Below are 16,181 nucleotides of genomic sequence, written 5' to 3' on the forward strand. Positions count from 1 at the left end.
CGAGGGGAGAGACAGTGCCCACGAAGCACCGGGATCCGTCCCCGAACACGACTTCCGGTCCGACGCTGCGTCCGGTGTCCGACACCGACGTCCGCATCGAGTACCACACCATCCACGGCTACCGCCGCGCCTACCGGATCGCGGGCAGCGGTCCCGCCCTGCTGCTCATCCACGGTATCGGCGACAATTCGTCGACCTGGGACGAGGTCATCCCGATCCTGGCGCAGCACTACACCGTCATCGCGCCCGATCTCCTCGGGCACGGGCACTCCGACAAGCCTCGCGCCGACTACTCGGTGCCGGCCTTCGCCAACGGCATGCGTGACCTCCTCGTCGTCCTGGGGATCAGCAAGGTGACGGTCGTCGGCCACTCGCTGGGCGGCGGCGTCGCGATGCAGTTCTGCTATCAGTTCCCGCGCTTCGTCGAGCGACTCGTCCTGGTCGCGGCAGGCGGAGTCACCCGCGACGTCAATCCAGTCCTGCGTCTGTTCTCGCTGCCGGTCGTTCCGCAGGTGCTGTCGGCGCTTCGCGTCCCCGGTGTGGTCCCGGGTCTCACGACGCTCGCGAAGGCGATCGTCGCCGCACCGTTGCCGTCGGTGTTTCCCTCTGCGGCGACACCCGAGCATCTCCTGGCCGACCATGAGGACCTCATGCGGGTTCTCGGCGGGCTCGCCGACCCCACCGCGTCGGCGGCTTTCCTCCGCACGCTGCGCGCGGTCGTCGACTGGCGGGGACAATCCGTGACGATGCTCGACCGCTGCTACCTCACCGAGCGCCTGCCTGTCCTGCTCGTGTGGGGCGACCAGGACATCGTGATCCCCTACCACCACGGCGAGCTGGCGCATTCGGCGATCCCGCACTCTGAATTCGAGACCTTCGCCGGCTCCGGGCATTTCCCGTTCCACGACGACCCGGATCGGTTCTGCCGGATCGTCATCGACTTCATCTCACGGCACGCGCCGGTGGAATTCGACCCCCTCAACTGGCGGCATCTGATGTCCGAGGGCGCCCATCCCGAACAGTTCGTCGGCGACGACGACACGGTCGACGAAGTGCTCGAGGCCTTCGAAGACGAGCGCAACGCCACCTGACCCGAAACACACACGCGTATGCCACCATTGCTGGATGACCTACCCGGGTAGTGGCGATCACGGCACACGTCCGTTGCCGCACCAGCCGAATGCCTACGACTCCAGTCCTGGATTCGTGCCGGCCCCCGCCGACTATCCGACTCCCAACCACTTCGCGAGCCCGGGTGTCTCTCCCGGGTACGGCTGGCCCTACCCCGACGCGGGCGCGTCGGCGCTGCCCGAACCGCCACTCGTGGTCATCGGAGACATCACCTGCACGCAGCACTACGTGATCACGCCGTCGGGCACGTTCCCGCTGGCGGGTTCGCAGTGGGAGGTCACCGACATGTCCGTGTCCTCCGAACAGATGTCACAAACGGGCCTGGTGCTGGCGCTCGTCGGCTTCTTTCTGGTCTGCTTTCTGAGTCTGCTGTTCTTGTTGATGAAAGAACGGCGCACGACGGGCCACATCCAGGTACGGGTCCGGGGCGCGGGCGGCGCGATGCACGTCACCAACATCCCGGCGACCGCGCCGTGGGTGATGAGCGACGTGTCCGGTCGCGTGTACTACGCACGCCAACTGGCCGCCGTCGCATGAGTCGAGTCGCCTGACCGGCAGCCCGCCACCCGTTCGACCCGAGCACGACGTTCCACCCAAGTCACGAGGAGGATCCACCCGATGACCACACCAGAGAACTCCGGCAACAAGCCCGACGATCCGTTCGTGAAGCAGCCACCACCCGCCGACCCGGCACCGACCTACGGCACCGACCCCGCCGCCCAGCAGCCGGGGAACACCGACTTCGGTACAGCCGGAACATCGCAACCCGGGTTCGAAAGTCCCCAGTACGGCGACCAGCAGTACGGCAACCAGCAGTACGGGGGTCAGCAGTACGGGGCACCCCAGTACGGGGGCCAGCAATACGGGGCACCCCAGCAGTACGGAACACCCCAGCAGTTCGGGGCGCCGCAGGGCGGATACCCCGCGGCACCGGGCTACGGGTACGGCGGCGCACCCGACCCGACCGCGCCCTACGGCCGGGACCCGGCCACCGGTGAACCGCTTTCCGACAAGTCCAAGCTGGTCGCCGGCCTGCTACAGATCTTCCTCGGCAGCCTCGGCGTCGGCCGTTTCTACATCGGCGACAACACCACCGGCGCGATCCAGCTCGGCCTGACCATCCTCGGCTACATCACCGCGATCTTCATCGTCGGGATCTTCATCGTCTTCGGTGTCGCCGTGTGGGCGCTGATCGACGGCATCATGATGCTGACCGGCAACGTACGGGACAAGAACGGTCTCAAACTCGGCAACTGAGCCGGGCTCGCCACATCGAGCAGAACCGCCCCTGAAGCCCGCCCACCAGAGAGCCACGGCCGACATATCGTCGCCGGTCGGTTCCTAGATGGCGGATTTCAGGGGCGGCGTGCGTCAACCCCCGCAGCAACCGATGGAGCCGCGCACGTCGCGGGTCACCGTGTTGCGTGCGGCGAGTTCGTGGTCGGCGGGATAGTCGACGCCGACCAGACACAGCCCGCGGGCCTCGGCGACGGGCACCTGACTGCTGCGTTCCCGCTCCTCGAGAAGTCCACGGCACCAGGCGATGTCGCGCCGGCCGTCGCCGACACTCGCGACCGCCCCCACCAGCGAGCGCACCATCGACCAGCAGAACGCGTCGGCACTGACCTCACCGACGAGCACACCGTCGGCATCGCGGGTCCAGGCGAACCGCTGCAGATCCCGGATGGTCGTCGCCCCCTCGCGCCGACGACAGAAGGCCGCGAAATCGTTGAGTCCCAACAACTCCGACGATGCGGCGTTCAGTGCGTCGACATCGAGCGGCCGGCGCCAGGTGGCGGTCGTGCGTGCGACCACCGGCTCGGCACCCCACCGCGCATCGGTCAGCCGGTAGCGATAGTGGCGACGTAACGCCGAGAACCGGGCGTCGAAATCCTGCGGGACGACGCGCACCGCCGTCACCCGGACATCGTCGGGACACATCTTCGCGAGACGCCCGACCAGCGTCGCGGGGTCGCCGGCGATCGATCTCGTCTCCAGCGCCGACCGCGGGACGTCGGCGTGTGCGACCTGCCCCGTCGCGTGGACACCGGCGTCGGTGCGGCCCGCCACGGTCAACCGCACCGGTACCCGCAGCACCGTCGACAACCGGGTCTCGAGCTCCTCGCAGACGCTGCGCTGACCGATCTGCCGTGCCCACCCGGCGAAGTCGGTTCCGTCGTAGGAGATGTCGAATCGGAGACGACAGAACCCGCCGGCACCGGGATCCGGGCCGACGGGTTCGGTCTGCGATTCTCGAGTCAGTCGACTACTTCTTGTCACCGTCGACGTCGGCTCCGGCTGCCTCGGCATCGGGAGCGGTCGCCGCGGTCGACTCGTCGTCGACAGCCTCGGCCACGGCCTCGGCATTGGCGACCTCGGCATCGGTGGCGTCGGCCTCGACGGCCTCCACCACGTTCTCCGAGCCGTCGGTGGCCGCTGCGGTGTCGTCGCCGACGACCTCTTCGGTGGCGTCGAGCTTGTCCTCGGCGGCCTTCTTGGAGGCGGCGACGCGGGTCGCGCGGCTTGCCTCGCTCGACGCGGTGGTCTCGCGCACCAGCTCGATCACGGCCATGGGGGCATTGTCGCCCTTGCGCGGCAGCGTCTTGATGATGCGGGTGTAGCCACCGGGACGATCGGCGAAGAACGGGCCGATCTCGTCGAACAGCGTGTGGACGACGTCCTTGTCACGGATGTCCTTCAGCACCTCACGGCGGTTGGCCAGCTTGCCGGCCTTGGCGTGGGTGATGATCTTCTCCGCGTACGGACGCAGGCGCTTGGCCTTGGCTTCCGTGGTGGTGATGCGGCCGTGCTCGAAGAGCGAGGTGGCGAGATTCGCCAGCATCGCCTTCTGGTGGCTGGCCGACCCGCCGAGGCGGGCACCCTTGGTGGGCTTGGGCATTGTCTTCTCCTAGGAGGACCCCGCATCACTCGATGCGGAAGTCAGGGTTGGGCAGTGACAGCTACCGCCGCGTCGAAGCGACTACAGCTGCTCGGTCTCCGCGAAATCCTCACCGGAATCGGCGTCGAACGACGCGTCTTCCGACCACGTGCCGGTGGCCGGGTCGTAACCCGCGACCTGCGACGGATCGAAGCTGGCCGGGCTGTCCTTCAGGGACAGACCGAGCGCGTGCAGCTTGACCTTGACCTCGTCGATCGACTTCTGGCCGAAGTTGCGGATGTCGAGCAGATCCGACTCGGTCCGGGCAACCAGCTCGCCGACGGTGTGCACACCCTCGCGCTTGAGGCAGTTGTAGGAACGAACGGTCAGCTCGAGATCCTCGATCGGCAGGCTGAACGACGCGATGTGGTCGGCCTCCGCCGGCGACGGTCCGATCTCGATGCCCTCGGCCTCGACGTTGAGCTCCCGGGCGAGCCCGAACAGCTCCACCAGGGTCTTGCCCGCCGATGCCAGCGCGTCACGCGCACTGATCGAGTTCTTGGTCTCCACGTCGAGCACCAGACGATCGAAGTCGGTGCGCTGCTCGACACGGGTGGCCTCGACCTTGTAGGTCACCTTGAGCACCGGCGAGTAGATCGAGTCGACCGGGATGCGGCCGATCTCGGCACCCGACGCCTTGTTCTGCACGGCCGGCACGTAGCCGCGGCCCCGCTCGACGACGAGCTCGATCTCGAGCTTGCCCTTGTCGTTCAGGGTGGCGATGTGCAGATCGGGGTTGTGCACGGTGACACCGGCCGGGGGCACGATGTCGGCTCCGGTGACGGTGCCCGGACCCTGCTTGCGCACGTACATGGTGACCGGCTCGTCCTCATCCGAGCTGACCACGAGGCCCTTGAGGTTCAGGATGATGTCGGTGACGTCTTCCTTGACCCCGGCCACGGTGGTGAACTCGTGGAGCACACCGTCGATGCGGATGCTGGTGATGGCAGCACCCGGGATCGAGCTGAGCAGGGTACGACGCAGCGAGTTGCCGAGGGTGTAGCCGAAGCCCGGCTCGAGCGGCTCGATGACGAACTTCGAGCGGTTCTCGGCAAGGACGTCCTCGGTGAGGGTGGGTCGCTGTGAGATGAGCATTTCTTGGATATCTCCTTTGGCCGACCGCTATATGACGGCCTCGAGGGTGAACCGAACAGCTGTTGCTGTCGGGCGGTGTGTCTTACTTCGAGTAGAACTCGACGATGAGCTGCTCGGTCAGCGGGACATCGATCTGAGCACGCTCGGGCACGCTGTGCACGAGGATGCGCAGGGTCGACGGCACGACCTGGAGCCAACCCGGGACCGGACGATCGCCGACGAGCTCCTTGGCGATCTGGAACGGGACGGTCTGCAGCGACTTCGGGCGGACGTCGATGATGTCGTACTGGCTGACGCGGTAGCTGGGCACGTCGACCTTCACACCGTTGACGGTGAAGTGGCCGTGGCTGACCAGCTGGCGGGCCTGACGACGGGTCCGCGCGATGCCCGAGCGGTACACGACGTTGTCGAGACGGGTCTCGAGGATCTTCAGCAGTTCGTCACCGGTCTTGCCGTTGCGACGGTTCGCCTCTTCGTAGTAGCGGCGGAACTGCTTCTCCATGACGCCGTAGGTGAAGCGGGCCTTCTGCTTCTCCTGGAGCTGGAGCAGGTATTCGCTCTCCTTGATCCGCGAGCGGCCGTGCTGGCCGGGCGGGTAGGGGCGACGCTCGAATGCAGCGTCTCCACCGATCAGGTCGACGCGAAGACGACGAGACTTCTTGGTTGCGGGGCCGGTATAACGAGCCATGTTTCTCTGTTCCTCCCTTTCCCGCTAGACCCGACGCCGCTTGGGCGGACGGCAACCGTTGTGCGGCTGCGGGGTGACATCGGAAATGGTGCCGACCTCGAGGCCGGCTGCCTGCAGGGAGCGGATCGCGGTCTCACGACCCGAGCCCGGTCCCTTGACGAACACGTCGACCTTCTTGACGCCGTGCTCCTGGGCCTTGCGCGCAGCGTTCTCGGCCGCGAGCTGAGCCGCGAACGGGGTGCTCTTGCGCGAGCCCTTGAAACCGACGTGGCCCGACGACGCCCAGCTGATGATGTTTCCGCTGGGGTCGCTGATCGACACGATGGTGTTGTTGAACGTCGACTTGATGTGCGCGTGGCCGTGCGGGACGTTCTTCTTATCGCGACGGCGGGTGCCCTTCTTCGGGCCTGCGCTACGTGACTTCGGAGGCATTACTTCTTCTTCCCGGCGATGGTCTTCTTCGGGCCCTTGCGAGTGCGGGCATTGGTCTTGGTGCGCTGTCCGCGGACAGGCAGGCCACGGCGGTGGCGCAGACCCTGGTAGCAGCCGATCTCGATCTTGCGACGGATGTCGGCCTGCACCTCGCGACGCAGGTCACCTTCGACCTTCACCGAGGCTTCGATGTATTCACGCAGCTTCGAGACGTCTGCGTCGGTGAGATCCTTGGCTCGCAGGTCCGGGCTGAGGCCGGTCCCCTCGAGGATCTCCTTGGAGGTGGTGCGCCCAACTCCGTAGATGTAGGTCAGTGCGATCTCCAGCCGCTTCTCGCGGGGGAGATCCACACCAGCAACACGTGCCATGTGGCGGATTTCCTTTTCGATTTCTCAGAGGTCTGCTCCCAGTCCGTCCCGCGAGCTGGTGCCGAACCGTATGTCCGGCCTCGTGGGCTCCGGCCTCTGATCCGGAGGTAGGCGGTGACGCGTCTGTCGCCGCTGGTGCTGGGAGGTCCTTGGGTGTTCAGTTGTCGATCTTCAGTTGTTCTGACTCAAGCGACCCGGAGGGTGCGCGTGATCAGCCCTGACGCTGCTTGTGACGCAGGTTCTCGCAGATCACCATGACCCGACCGTTGCGGCGGATCACCTTGCACTTCTCGCAGATCGGCTTGACGCTCGGCTGAACCTTCACGTCAATCTCTCCTGCTCGGCTCGCCCGCGCGCACGCCGAAACGGCCGTACACGTGGGTGTCGGTCTCCTCCCGGACGGATGTCCGAGAAGCTTGTCCCCGGCAACGCCGGGAAAGTCCTACTTGTAGCGGTACACGATTCGCCCACGAGCCAGGTCGTAGGGCGAGAGTTCCACGACGACCCGGTCCTCGGGCAGGATGCGGATGTAGTGCTGCCGCATCTTGCCGCTGATGTGGGCGAGAACCTTGTGTCCGTTTTCCAGCTCAATACGAAACATCGCATTGGGCAGGGGTTCGATCACTCGACCCTCGACCTCGATGGCCCCGTCTTTCTTCGCCATGTCCTCCGCGATTCCTGGCCGCGTCCGCGACATCTGATGATGCTGCGGCGGTTGGCCGGATTGAATCAGTGTTTGTCCGTTAGGGTGTGGGCACCGGTCCGCGAGGACCTGCACCCGGTGTACGCCGGCCCGGACCCACGTGCTGACACGCTGAGGCCCGGCACGCGATGCGCACCGACGGTCCATGTTACGCGAACGAGCAGGCCAGGCCAAATGCGTGCTTCGCGCCACCGAGAGGGGCCGCCCCGGATGGGCACTGTCGACGATTATCTCGACGGCCTCGACCCCGCCGACCGTGACGTGATCGGCCGCATCTACGACGTGGCTCGCGGAACGGTCCCCGACACCGTTCAGGGCAAGGGATACGGAATGCCGGCCCTCACCTATCACGGGAGCCCGCTCCTGTCCGTGATGCGCACCAAGAAGCACATCGGGCTGTACCCGTACAGCCCGGAGGCGGTGGACGCCGGGCGGCCGCACCTCGCCGGGTTCGACGTGGAGAAGGGCACCGTGCGTTTTCAGCCCGGCACCCCGCCGCCCGACGACGCGATCCGCGCGATGATGGCGTTCCGTCGCGATCAGATCGACGGATGAACGGACGTTGCTGGCAGACTGTCCGCCATGCTTGCCTTCCTGGTGCGTACCGTGCTCACCGCGGTGGCCCTGTGGGTCGCGACGCTGATCGTTCCCGGTATCGACTTCGTGGGCGGTTCGACGACCGCCGAGAAGGTCGGAATCGCGCTGGTCGTCGCCGTGGTCTTCGGTGTCCTCAACGCGATCATCAAACCCATCGTGCAGATCATCGCCATCCCCTTCTACATTCTGACGCTCGGGTTGATCCACATCGTCATCAACGCGTTGATGCTCGAACTCACCGCATGGATCACCCGCAACACCACACACTGGGGGCTGGAGGTCGACGACTTCTTCTGGTCGGCGATCTTCGGCGCGATCGTCGTGTCGGTGGTCGGCTGGCTGCTGGCGCTGCTGATGCGGGATCCGGTCGACCGATGAACGGCGCATCTCGCGGTGCGGCACGACGCCCCGCTCTCCGGACGATGTCGGCTCTCGCGGCCCTCGCCGCCGTGGTCTCGGTGGCGGCGGGGTGTGGCAGCGACACCGGCGGCGAACCACGATCGGTGACCGTCGTCGGGTCGGGACAGGTCAGTGGCGTACCGGACACCCTGCGTGCCGACATCGGTGTCGAGGCGAACGCGTCCGACGTCACGACGGCGCTGAACGAGACGAGCGCCAAGGTCACCGCGGTCACCGACGCGGTCGTGGCTGCCGGGGTCGAGCGCAAGGACGTCGCCACCCAGCAGGTGTCGGTGAACCCGCAGTACTCGAGTCCCGCCCCCGGCGGCTCGAGCCAGATCAGCGGATACCTCGCCACCAACACGATCCGGGTGACCATCCGCGACATCTCGACGGCGTCGACCGTACTGAGCGCCGCCGCGACGGCCGGCGGGGACAACACACGCATCAACAACGTCGCCTTCGCCATCGACGACGACTCGGAGCTCCTCGAGAAGGCACGGGAGGCCGCGTTCACCGATGCGCGTGGCCGCGCCGAGCAGTACGCCGGTCTCGCCGGCGATTCCCTCGGCGATGTCCTCACGATCAAGGAGAGCACGAGCGGCCAGGAACAGCCCGTCGCGCCGGGCACGTTCGAGCGGGACGTGGCGGCGGCACCCGTTCCCGTCGAACCCGGCGAGCAGGAGCTCACCTTCACCGTCACGGTCACGTTCGCGCTCGACTGACACCGCGGCCCGTCCGGCGGTCGTGCCCTGACATCCTGGACCGATGCGTGCCGTTCTCCAGCGAGTCAGCCGAGCAAGTGTGAGCGTCGACGGCGAGATCGTGGGTGAGCTCGACATCCCGTCGGGCACGGCGGGCCTCGTCGCCCTCGTGGGTGTCACGCACGACGACACCGCCGACCACGCGCTCCGGCTCGCCGACAAGATCTGGCGGCTGCGGATCTTCGACGGCGGCGACGGGCCCGAACGAGCCGCCGCCGACCTCGACGCACCGATCCTCGTCATCAGCCAGTTCACGCTCTACGCCAACACCGCCAAGGGCCGTCGACCGTCGTGGAACGCAGCCGCGCCCGGCGCCGTCGCCGAACCGCTGGTCGAGGGGGTCGTCGAGGCATTGCGGGCTCTGGGCGCCACCGTGGCCACCGGACGCTTCGGCGCGCACATGGAGGTCGGTCTCGTCAACGACGGTCCGGTCACCCTCGTGCTCGACGTCTGAGACCGCCGGGACGGACGGTCTCACGACTATCGTCGGAGTCGTGGGACGAATCACCGCACGCCGCCGCGTCACCCGCATCCGTCGCGATGCGGATCCGACGCACCGTGCCGACACCCTGGCCGTCGAGGAACCGCTCGAGATCCGAGTCGGCGGGCGCTCACTCACGGTCACCATGCGCACGCCCGGCGACGACTTCGAACTCGTCGCCGGTTACCTCGTCTCCGAGGGCGTCGTGACCACCGGCGCGGACTTCTCCACGGCGCGCTACTGCGCAGGCACCGACGCCCAGGGCGCCAACACCTACAACGTCGTCGACGCCACGCTCGCCACCCACGTCCCGCCTCCCGGACCCGATCTGGTCCGCGCCAACACCGTCACGAGCGCATGCGGGATCTGCGGCAAGGACTCCATCGCCGCGGTGACCACCGCCTCCGTCCACGACCCCGCCGCGGACACCATGACCGTCGCCGCCGGCACCGTTCTCGACCTCCCCGACCGGTTGCGCGCCGAACAGAACGTCTTCGACAAGACCGGCGGCCTGCACGCCGCCGCGCTCTTCGGCAGCGACGGGCAGCTCCTCGCCGTGCGCGAGGACGTCGGCCGGCACAACGCGGTGGACAAGGTGATCGGCTGGGCTGTCCTCGCCGACCGGTTGCCGCTGTCGAACACGATTCTGCAGGTCTCCGGACGCGCGAGCTTCGAACTCGTCCAGAAGGCCGCGATGGCGGGAATCCCGATGCTCTGCGCGGTGTCGGCGCCCTCGTCACTCGCGGCCGACGCCGCCGACGATCTCGGCATCACCCTCGTCGGCTTCTCCCGCGGCGAGTCGATGGTGATCTACTCGCGACCCGACCGGATCTCCCACTAGACGGGCGCCGCGGTCACCGAAACGGTCGCGGTCCCCCACTGAGGTCGTCGTCGCGGCGCGGCGGCGTCAGCCTTCTCGCGACGCCGCCAATCGGACCAGTTGACCGGTCGTGGCGTCCGGCAGGTATGCCCGCGAGATGGCCACCCCGATACGTGGGAGGTCGGATTCGTCACGGAACGCCAGGTAGACCGGCTCGTACCGGGGGTTGAACTTCTTCTTGAAGGTGTGCAGCGACCGGAACCCGTAGTACGGCTCGAGTGCGGCCCCCAGCGTGTCGAGCAGTTTGTCCAACGGCTCGGCCTCGAAGTCGCCGGTCCGGGCCAGCGGGGCGCCCGACAGCGAGATGAACTGCGCACCTTCGTCTTTGAAAGCGACCGCCGACGATGCGATGAGATATTCGACGACCGGCCCGAACCCGTCGGTGCGGCGCCTCATGATGTCGAGTGTCCAGCCCGCGATGTCGCCGCCCGGAGCGAACACCGGCAACCACGAGAGCACGCCGTGTACGTTGCCCGTCGGGTCCACCGCGAGTGCAACCCTCACCGCGGGATCCATGGCCTCCTCGACACTGCCCAGGGTGAAACCCATCTCGGGTAGGCCCTTGTCCCCCACCCATTCCTCGGAGATGGCGCGCACCTGGGTCTTGACGGCGAACGACTCGTCGGCGAGCGAGACCATGCGCATCGAGATGTCCTGCTTGGCAGCCTTGTTCATCGCCGACCGCACGTGTTGCCACGGCTTGCCCTTGAACTCCAGGCCCGGCAGGTCGACGATCGTGTCCTCCGCGATCTGCACACTGAGCCACCCGCGCCCGGTGACGATCTCCGACGTCGCCGAACCGATCGAGAACCAGCAGGGTGTGGCGCCGGCACCTTCGGCGAGTTCGACGAAGGCGTCGACCGCGTCACGCAGCCGGTCGGGCGCACACACCGGGTCGGCGAGCGCCACCATCGTGCCGACATGCTTGCGGTAGGTCACCACGGACTGATCGTCGAGGTCGCGTGCGTCCCCGGTGAATTGGTAGCTGTTGCCCGGCCACGTCGTCATCCACGACATGGTGCCGCCGCCGTGCACGCGGAGCAGCTCCCCGACGCGGCCGACCGGGTCGTCGACCTCGCCGGAGGTACCGACCTGACGTACGCGCCACGGCACCGCGAAGGCGAACCGGCCGGGTATGAGGATCGCGAGGACCACCACCCACAGGAGCGTGGTCCCGAGCGTCACCGCGCCTTCCGACGACACGTCGGTGAAGACGACGAGGACCACCGCGAGCACGGTCGCGAGGACGTTGAGCGCACCGAGGACGACGGCCACCCACCATGCCCATCGTTTGCCTCGCCGCAGCTGGTCGGCGATGAGCACGTTGACGACGAGGCCGATCAGCATCGTGAACAGCGAGTCGTCACCGGAGTCGGTGGGTCCCAGCGGCCCGCTGCCCGGAAACAGGAAGACCAAGAGGTTCGCGCCCGCGATGACCAGCAGCGCGGCGCACCCCAGCATGCGGACCTCACGCCGCGTGCGGGGAACCCAGCCGCGCTCGTTGGTGGCGAAGAACTTCTCCCCGACGACCATCATGATGACCGTTGCGAAGACGTATTCGACCGAGGCGAGGGTTCCCTCGAACAGGAACGCGATCGAGACTATCGCCCCCAGCAGGACCCGGACGCGCAGCCGCCACTGCGAACGGACGGTCGCCGAGGCCACGGCCACGGCCGACACGACCAGCGCCCCCACGCCGGTGGCACGCGAGTCCGCCAGTTGTTCCGCCCAGCGCCAGGACGTGACCTCCGACGACAGCAACCACAACAGCAGGACGGTCAGCAGACACGAGACCAGGTGGCCGGCGACACCGACCAGAACGGCCCGCACGGTGCCCAATTGCCACTCGGCCCAACCCATTCCGACGATCACGGCCACCACAGCCAGCACGTACAGCCAGGGTCCGGGCTCGACGAACGCGGACGTGACGGGCGTCCACCATCGCCCCTCCCGAACAGCGGGCAGCCCGAACGCGACATCCCGATACCAGGATTTGTCCGATGCCCGGCCCCACAGCGACCCGGTCGTCGCACCGACGATCAGCAGGGCCGTCGCGAGGGCGATGGTGAACGGAAGCCGGCGCACGACGATGAGCCAGGACACGTCAGAATGCATGGTCAACGGTACGACGAGACGGCCGCGCCCACACGGTCATCGCCCATGATCAGTCACTCCGCGGGCGTCGCACACCAGCGTTCGTCATACCGGCGCCAGACGACGGGCTCGTCGTGGATGTGGAGGACACCCGGATCGAGCCACCACGTCACGTCCGGGCCCCAGCCGGCCGGCACGGTCGCCCCATCCCGGGTCTCGAGCGGGATCTCGATGCCCGCGCCGGTCAGGTACCCGTTCACGCTCACGTGGATCGCGTCGTACTCGTCCGCAACCCCTTCCCAGTCGGGGATGAACCAGCGGCGGTGACGGCCCGTGGTGTCGTACCAGTCCCACCTCCTCGAGGCGGTCACCTCGAGCGGGTCGCGGTCGACAAGCCGTGCCCAGTCTCCGGGCGCACCGATCTCGTACACGCGCGCGCGTTCGGCGACGGACAGCGCCCTGATCAACACCCCGTGTGGCCGATCATCGATTACCAGCCGATCGTCATCCGACCACTCAAGCCAGGCCAGGTGTACACCCCCGTCGAAGCGTGTCTCGCCGAACTCCTCACCCGAAACTGACTGCGCTGCAACGGTAAGGACCTTCAGGGCTTGTCGCTTGCGCTTCTCGCACCTCAGGGTGCGGGTGGGCCAGGGGGTCTGTGGTTCTGTCGGATCGTGACCCCAGACCTCGACTCGACTCCCAGACCTCGATCGAAGTCTGTCGGTCGAGTTGACGTCTGCCGGTCGCGGGACCGATGGCCATCCTGCGCGTAGCGCTCAGACTCAGGCGGGGCGAGTGGTGAGGATCCGCGGGCCGTCGGCGGTGACCGCGACGGTGTGTTCCCAATGTGCGGAGCGCGATCCGTCATCGGTGACGACAGTCCAGTCGTCGTCGAGGACGGTGGTCTCGGTGGTGCCGAGCGTCAGCATCGGCTCGATGGCGAGCGTGGACCCGATGACGAGCGTCGGCCCCTTACCCGGCTCACCCTCGTTGGCCAGGAACGGGTCCATGTGCATCTCGCGGCCGATCCCGTGTCCGCCATAGCCGTCCACGATGCCGAACGCCCGACCGAATTTCTTCTCGGCGGCGCGAGTGCCGAGTTCGATGGCATGGGAGATGTCGGTGAGACGCGCACCGTCGACCATCGCCGCGATACCCGCCTCCATCGACAGGCGCGTCGCCTCGGACAGTTCCTCGTCCGCGGCGGAGAGTGCGCCCACACCGAAGGTCCAGGCGGAGTCGCCGTGCCATCCGTCGAGGATCGCACCGCAGTCGATCGACACCAGATCGCCGTCGGCGAGAACGACCTCCGCAGACGGGATCCCGTGGACGACCACCTCGTTCACCGAGCTGCAGATGGAGCCGGGGAAGCCGTGGTAGCCCTTGAACGACGGCACCGCGCCGGCTCCCCGGATCACGGACTCGGCCACCTCGTCGAGATCGAGGGTGCTCACCCCCGGTTTCGCCGCATCGCGTACCGCGACCAGAGCGGCCCCGACGACCGCACCGGCGGCAGCCATGGCGTCGAGCTCGCCCGCGCTGCGGAACGGGACGACACGCTTGCGCTTACGAAACCCCATGCGTTACAGCGATTCCTCGGTTGTCAGGAAACGCGGGTCAGGAGACGCCGGCGCCGAGCGCGCTCAGGACGCGCTGGTGGACGCCCTGGATGTCGCCGACCGCGTCGATGGTCTTGACCTGGTCGCCGTAGTAGGCGAGCAGCGGCGCGGTCTCACGGGTGTAGACGTCCATCCGGTTGCGGATGACCTCTTCGGTGTCGTCGGCGCGACCACGCGCCAGCATGCGCTCCACGACGACGTCGGTGTCGACGACGAACGAGAGCACCGCGTCGAGCGAGGCGTCGAGGTTCGCCAGGATGTCGTTGAGGGCGTCGGCCTGCTCGGTCGAGCGCGGGAAGCCGTCGAGGATGAAGCCCTTCGCCGCGTCCGGCTCACCGACGCGGGCGCGGACCATGTCCACGGTGATCTCGGACGGGACGAGGTTGCCGGCGTCGAGGTACTTCTTGGCTTCCACACCCACGGCGGTGCCCTGGGAGATGTTGGCGCGGAAGAGATCGCCGGTCGAGATGTGGGGAATCCCGAGTGCTTCGCTCAAGAGTTCCGCCTGGGTGCCTTTACCTGCTCCGGGCGGGCCGAGGATGACAAGTCTCACTTCAGGAACCCTTCGTACTTGCGTTGCATCAACTGACTGTTGATCTGTTTCATCGTGTCCAGACCCACGCCGACCATGATCAACACGGCCGTACCACCGAACGGCAGGTTCTGGACGTTGCCGCTGTTGCCGATCTCGAGGAACAGGTTCGGGAGTACCGCGATGATACCGAGGTAGATCGAGCCCGGCAGAGTGATGCGACTGAGCACATACCCGAGATATTCGGCGGTCGGGGCGCCCGGTCGGATGCCCGGGATGAACCCACCGTACTTCTTCATCTCGTCGGCGCGCTCTTCTGGATTGAACGTCACAGCCACGTAGAAGTACGTGAAGAAGATGATCATCAGGAAGTACACGGCGATGTAGACGCCGTTGCTGGGGTCGGTCAGATACCTGGTGACGTACTCCTGCCAGGTCGATTGCGTCCCATCGGGATTGCGCGTGAGTTCGACGATCAGCTGGGGCAGGTACAGCAGAGACGAGGCGAAGATCACCGGGATGACGCCGGCCTGGTTGACCTTCAGCGGCAGGTACGTCGACGACCCGCCGTACATCTTCCGGCCGACCATGCGCTTGGCGTACTGCACCGGGATGCGCCGCTGGCCCTGCTCGATGAAGACCACGCCGGCGATGATGATCAGCACGGCGACACACACCAGCGCGAAGACGAGTCCGCCGCGGCTGTTCAGGATGGAGCGACCCTCGGCCGGGATGCGGGCGGCGATACCGGCGAAGATCAGGAGCGACATGCCGTTGCCGATGCCGCGCTCGGTGATGAGCTCACCGAACCACATGACGACACAGGCGCCGGCGGTCATGACGAGCACGATGATCGACAGACCGAAGATGCTCGAGTCGTTGAGCACCTCGCCGCTGGTCGCACAGGACTGCGGAAGGAGCTGGCCGCGATCGGCGAGGGCCACGATGCCGGTCGACTGCAGCAATGCCAGGGCGACGGCGAGATAACGCGTGTACTGCGTCATCTTGGCCTGGCCGGCCTGGCCCTCCTTGCGGAGCTGCTCGAACCGCGGGATGACCACGGTGAGCAGCTGCACGATGATGGCCGCGGTGATGTACGGCATGATGCCGATCGCGAACACCGACAGCTGGAGCAGTGCGCCACCGGAGAACAGGTTGATCAGGGAGTAGACCGAGCTCGACTCACCCGAGGAGACCTCGTCGAGACACGCCCGCACGGCCTGGTAGTCCACGCCCGGGGACGGGACCGTCGCACCCAGCCGATACAGGACGATGATGCCGAGAACGAAGAGGATCTTCTTCCTCAGGTCCGGCGTCCGAATGGCCGCGAAGAGGGGGGAAAGCACTAACTCCTCCTAGGAACGACCACGCGAGGCGTACGTCCCGGGTCGATGCGACCCGGTCCCCGTGTGCTCGGCAATCGACGATGATCTTTCGGGATGCGGCGATCTTGCGGT

21 protein-coding genes are annotated in these 16,181 nt (G+C 67.0%); 8 read left to right on the top strand and 13 right to left on the bottom strand.

Annotated elements, in window-relative coordinates; translation table 11 throughout:
* The first annotated feature begins 14 nt into the window (after window positions 1-14).
* From AC3B5T_RS00585 to AC3B5T_RS00595, 3 genes are all read left to right on the top strand, one after another.
* Window positions 15-1,091 carry an alpha/beta fold hydrolase gene (locus tag AC3B5T_RS00585; protein WP_010842193.1) on the top strand — a complete coding sequence of 359 codons (1,077 nt, stop codon included), beginning with the start codon at window positions 15-17 and terminating at the stop codon, window positions 1,089-1,091.
* A 34-nt stretch (window positions 1,092-1,125) separates the two neighbouring features.
* A complete protein-coding gene (locus tag AC3B5T_RS00590; protein ID WP_035717174.1) occupies window positions 1,126-1,668 on the top strand; it encodes a hypothetical protein in 543 nt (180 codons plus the stop codon).
* An 81-nt stretch (window positions 1,669-1,749) separates the two neighbouring features.
* The gene (locus AC3B5T_RS00595) at window positions 1,750-2,388 is read left to right on the top strand and encodes a TM2 domain-containing protein (protein WP_010842195.1); all 639 of its coding nucleotides are present in this window, start codon (window positions 1,750-1,752) and stop codon (window positions 2,386-2,388) included.
* Window positions 2,389-2,502: 114 nt separating this feature from the next.
* On the opposite strand, the gene truA is transcribed toward AC3B5T_RS00595, so the two are convergent.
* The 8 genes from truA to infA form a co-directional block, all read right to left on the bottom strand.
* Window positions 2,503-3,441, bottom strand: coding sequence for a tRNA pseudouridine(38-40) synthase TruA (truA, locus tag AC3B5T_RS00600; protein ID WP_010842196.1), 939 nt, complete (start codon window positions 3,439-3,441; stop codon window positions 2,503-2,505).
* Window positions 3,398-4,030 carry a 50S ribosomal protein L17 gene (gene rplQ / locus AC3B5T_RS00605; protein WP_010842197.1) on the bottom strand — a complete coding sequence of 211 codons (633 nt, stop codon included), beginning with the start codon at window positions 4,028-4,030 and terminating at the stop codon, window positions 3,398-3,400. The genes truA and rplQ overlap by 44 nt, the downstream gene beginning before the upstream one ends.
* Window positions 4,031-4,111: 81 nt before the next feature.
* Entirely contained in the window at window positions 4,112-5,164 is a 1,053-nt protein-coding gene (locus AC3B5T_RS00610) for a DNA-directed RNA polymerase subunit alpha (RefSeq protein WP_010842198.1), read from the bottom strand.
* An 82-nt stretch (window positions 5,165-5,246) separates the two neighbouring features.
* Window positions 5,247-5,852: a 30S ribosomal protein S4 gene (gene rpsD / locus AC3B5T_RS00615; RefSeq protein WP_010842199.1), complete on the bottom strand. Its 606-nt coding sequence runs from the start codon at window positions 5,850-5,852 to the stop codon at window positions 5,247-5,249.
* 24 nt (window positions 5,853-5,876) lie between these two features.
* A complete protein-coding gene (gene rpsK / locus AC3B5T_RS00620) occupies window positions 5,877-6,284 on the bottom strand; it encodes a 30S ribosomal protein S11 (RefSeq protein ID WP_004023536.1) in 408 nt (135 codons plus the stop codon).
* Window positions 6,284-6,652, bottom strand: a complete 369-nt coding sequence (rpsM, locus tag AC3B5T_RS00625; RefSeq protein WP_004023537.1) for a 30S ribosomal protein S13 — start codon at window positions 6,650-6,652, stop codon at window positions 6,284-6,286. Before rpsM ends, rpsK begins: the two co-directional genes overlap by 1 nt.
* A gap of 211 nt (window positions 6,653-6,863) precedes the next feature.
* Window positions 6,864-6,977 (bottom strand): 50S ribosomal protein L36, encoded by a 114-nt coding sequence (rpmJ, locus tag AC3B5T_RS00630; protein ID WP_005207978.1) that lies wholly within the window; start codon window positions 6,975-6,977, stop codon window positions 6,864-6,866.
* 117 nt (window positions 6,978-7,094) lie between these two features.
* Entirely contained in the window at window positions 7,095-7,316 is a 222-nt protein-coding gene (gene infA / locus AC3B5T_RS00635; RefSeq protein WP_004023539.1) for a translation initiation factor IF-1, read from the bottom strand.
* Window positions 7,317-7,565: 249 nt separating this feature from the next.
* On the opposite strand from infA, the gene AC3B5T_RS00640 reads away from it, so the two are divergent.
* The 5 genes from AC3B5T_RS00640 to fdhD are packed head-to-tail and all read left to right on the top strand — an operon-like array spanning window position 7,566 to window position 10,437.
* The gene (locus AC3B5T_RS00640) at window positions 7,566-7,910 is read left to right on the top strand and encodes an iron chaperone (RefSeq protein ID WP_488358106.1); all 345 of its coding nucleotides are present in this window, start codon (window positions 7,566-7,568) and stop codon (window positions 7,908-7,910) included.
* Window positions 7,911-7,937: 27 nt separating this feature from the next.
* Window positions 7,938-8,330, top strand: a complete 393-nt coding sequence (locus tag AC3B5T_RS00645; RefSeq protein WP_014927807.1) for a phage holin family protein — start codon at window positions 7,938-7,940, stop codon at window positions 8,328-8,330.
* Window positions 8,327-9,076: an SIMPL domain-containing protein gene (locus AC3B5T_RS00650; protein WP_010842202.1), complete on the top strand. Its 750-nt coding sequence runs from the start codon at window positions 8,327-8,329 to the stop codon at window positions 9,074-9,076. Before AC3B5T_RS00645 ends, AC3B5T_RS00650 begins: the two co-directional genes overlap by 4 nt.
* 43 nt (window positions 9,077-9,119) lie before the next feature.
* Window positions 9,120-9,569 (top strand): D-aminoacyl-tRNA deacylase, encoded by a 450-nt coding sequence (gene dtd, locus AC3B5T_RS00655; protein ID WP_014927808.1) that lies wholly within the window; start codon window positions 9,120-9,122, stop codon window positions 9,567-9,569.
* Window positions 9,570-9,609: 40 nt separating this feature from the next.
* Window positions 9,610-10,437, top strand: a complete 828-nt coding sequence (gene fdhD / locus AC3B5T_RS00660; RefSeq protein WP_488358107.1) for a formate dehydrogenase accessory sulfurtransferase FdhD — start codon at window positions 9,610-9,612, stop codon at window positions 10,435-10,437.
* A 66-nt stretch (window positions 10,438-10,503) separates the two neighbouring features.
* Here the strand turns inward: fdhD and AC3B5T_RS00665 are convergent, their stop codons facing one another.
* The 5 genes from AC3B5T_RS00665 to secY all read right to left on the bottom strand — a co-directional run bounded on the left by AC3B5T_RS00665 (window position 10,504) and on the right by secY (window position 16,070).
* Window positions 10,504-12,591, bottom strand: coding sequence for a bifunctional lysylphosphatidylglycerol flippase/synthetase MprF (locus tag AC3B5T_RS00665; RefSeq protein ID WP_488358737.1), 2,088 nt, complete (start codon window positions 12,589-12,591; stop codon window positions 10,504-10,506).
* 53 nt (window positions 12,592-12,644) lie between these two features.
* Complete coding sequence (locus tag AC3B5T_RS00670) at window positions 12,645-13,040, bottom strand: hypothetical protein (RefSeq protein WP_488358108.1); 396 nt, start codon at window positions 13,038-13,040, stop codon at window positions 12,645-12,647.
* Window positions 13,041-13,355: 315 nt separating this feature from the next.
* Window positions 13,356-14,153 carry a type I methionyl aminopeptidase gene (gene map / locus AC3B5T_RS00675; protein ID WP_488358109.1) on the bottom strand — a complete coding sequence of 266 codons (798 nt, stop codon included), beginning with the start codon at window positions 14,151-14,153 and terminating at the stop codon, window positions 13,356-13,358.
* 37 nt (window positions 14,154-14,190) lie between these two features.
* Window positions 14,191-14,745 (bottom strand): adenylate kinase, encoded by a 555-nt coding sequence (locus AC3B5T_RS00680; RefSeq protein WP_014927812.1) that lies wholly within the window; start codon window positions 14,743-14,745, stop codon window positions 14,191-14,193.
* Window positions 14,742-16,070 (bottom strand): preprotein translocase subunit SecY, encoded by a 1,329-nt coding sequence (gene secY / locus AC3B5T_RS00685; protein ID WP_014927813.1) that lies wholly within the window; start codon window positions 16,068-16,070, stop codon window positions 14,742-14,744. Before secY ends, AC3B5T_RS00680 begins: the two co-directional genes overlap by 4 nt.
* Window positions 16,071-16,181 lie beyond the last annotated feature (111 nt).

The organism is Gordonia sp. G4 (assembly GCF_057770005.1).